We start from the raw sequence: 2258 nt of genomic DNA on the forward strand, positions 1-2258 counted from the left end.
CCCCGAGCATAGCCGTCAGGTGCTGGCTTATGACGTGGCAATTGGTGCGGGAGAGAGCGTGGATGATGTGACGTTTTATGCGTATTTGTGCCGGGTGGCCGATTGGCGGTTGGATTGGGAGGCCACACGCGCTAGTGCGAACTCTCAGTTGGATACTGCGGCTGATTTGCCAAATGAAGCAGTTGAGGTTTTTTACTTTCAAGAGAACGAAAAGAATCGCTTTCTAATCGACTCGACTGTCGCCTACCGCACAAGTGGAGTGCTGCCGACAATTGCGGACAAGATGCCCAGTTTGGTAGCTGCACAAACATTGGTTGAACGTGACGCTGGCAAGCCCGTTCAATTTGGAGGCCAAGTATGATGCGCGCACTTCTTGTTTACCTGTCTATGTGTAGCCTGATATTCACCAGCTATTCAATTCACGCTTCTGAGTTGTCGCTGACGGATATCCGCTGTTTTGCTGCTCCGTCGACACCTGTAGCTACTTATGTCTCTGCAAATAAGGCTCCCACTATGTCTCCTGACGCCCGTTATCGTGCTCCAACTACTTCCTCTCGCTTGGAAACCTTAGACGTGCTCAGTATTGGTATGAGCCTGGATGTATTTCGACAAGGGCAAATTTGGCAGACCTTGGACGAACAAAGTGCAAAGCAAGCAGAAGCACTTTATACAGGTAGCATCTTGCCAACGGATCCCAAAAAATATCCAGTAACAGCCGATGACAAAGACATGGCCTTCAGCAAGCGGGAGACAGATGCACTGGAGCTAGGATTAAAGGACTTCCTTGAAAAGTGGCCACTCCCAACGATTACTGTCGTTAGTGACTGGGACTCAACGGCGCAAGGTTTGCGCTTTAGCCCTGAAAGAACTCGGCGTAGCTTGTCGGTCATGGTCAACAACATGCGTACTCCTGCCGGGTTACATTGGCATCGCATCCGAAATATAGAAAACGGCATTATTTGCAATGACACACCGGAAGGTTTGGTCGAAAACCTGTTTAAGCTATTTGAGCGTCACCCTGATCTTCCTGCAGTGTTGGTCTATGCCAACGAAGGGTTCAGCGTGTCATTTTCACTGTCCGCCAAAGGTACTCCATTAATTGGAGGTTCAGGCCCACGCAAACCCGGAGAACTCACCGACACCATGGTCGCCCTGATCGTAGGCCGCCCCGAACGTGTCGAATGGCTGCGTTATTACGCGCAATACGCCAAGGTCAACGATAACAAGATCGACCCTGAATTCCGTGGCTGGGGCTGGAGAAAACCACCCGTTGAATTCCAACCCTCCGAGTTTATCCCGCAACCCTGGACGCAACGCGCCTTCGAACAATGGGACGCGATGAAGGTGTTGGCCAAAATTCACCGCCCCGTCACTGTCTCACTCACACGCCCCGATACCGGTGAACGCTTGAAGCACGAGGCCCTGACCGCACAACTGGCCGCCGGCTGGAAAACTGCCACTGCTTCACTCACCCCCCAACCCGGCCGACTGTTTTACGACGGCGGCTTGAACCGCAGACCCATCACCGAACTGTCCCCGGCACTGCGCGTTGCCCAGAGCACTCTTGACCTGCTCGACTCCCGAGAAAGCTATGACCTGACCCAACGTTTGGGCGACACCGGCTCCGCCTCACCTTTTGTCGGCATCGCCCTGGCAACAATGGCCAGTTACCTGAACGCAGACACCAGCGTCGTCATGCCCATGCGCCGCCAGGATCAGGCAACGATCATCCCGATTACATCCGCCACACCGGGCAAAAAACCTGTCAGTAATCCGTTCGGTGTCAATCTGATGCCACAAACGGCCAGCAGCGACGCCCCGGCGATTACACAGCCGCCAAGCCCTGCCCTGCCACCCATGCCGACAGTGTCCAATGACTATGCCATTGAAAAATTCTTGCTCAGTTTGAAGAGCAATGACAACTGGATGGATGAGTTGTAACAGCGCCGTCAACACCTGCCCACAGGCATGAAACGACAAGGAAGGAGCCCCCATGACCGAAGCTGTCACCTCACGCACTATCGTCTCAGCCAAGTCCATCACCATGCCCGGCGGTGGCGACGTGCATTTGATTGCCCCGCCGCCAAAACCTTGCGTGACCATCGTCGTGCATGGCGTCAACGACCTTGCCGGTTGTTATTCACGCATCGAGAGCGGGTTGTGCCAAGGTCTGAATGAACGCCTCGACATGCCAGAAACCCTGCCCGGCGGGATGAACAATCCGGGGTACTTGAGAGCGGCGGGCTACAGCCTGCCGT

3 protein-coding genes are annotated in these 2258 nt (G+C 54.4%); all 3 read left to right on the forward strand.

The features are described from left to right. Positions 1-361, forward strand: a 361-nt coding sequence (locus tag ACZRMH_RS25715) for an effector protein Tle3 domain-containing protein (protein ID WP_464015802.1), incomplete at its 5' end; no start/stop codon positions are given. Continuing rightward, complete coding sequence (locus ACZRMH_RS25720; protein WP_464015804.1) at positions 361-1941, forward strand: type VI lipase adapter Tla3 domain-containing protein; 1581 nt, start codon at positions 361-363, stop codon at positions 1939-1941. The genes ACZRMH_RS25715 and ACZRMH_RS25720, both read left to right, overlap by 1 nt. Before the next feature lie 52 nt (positions 1942-1993). Then, the coding region (locus tag ACZRMH_RS25725; RefSeq protein WP_464015803.1) for a T6SS effector phospholipase Tle3 domain-containing protein at positions 1994-2258 on the forward strand (265 nt) is incomplete at its 3' end.

The organism is Pseudomonas sp. B414 (assembly GCF_055408445.1).

What these genes read in the sequence shown, in the direction of transcription:
- ACZRMH_RS25720 (WP_464015804.1), top strand. Translation starts at nt 361, where the DNA reads ATGCGCGCACTTCTTGTTTACCTGTCTATGTGTAGCCTGATATTCACC.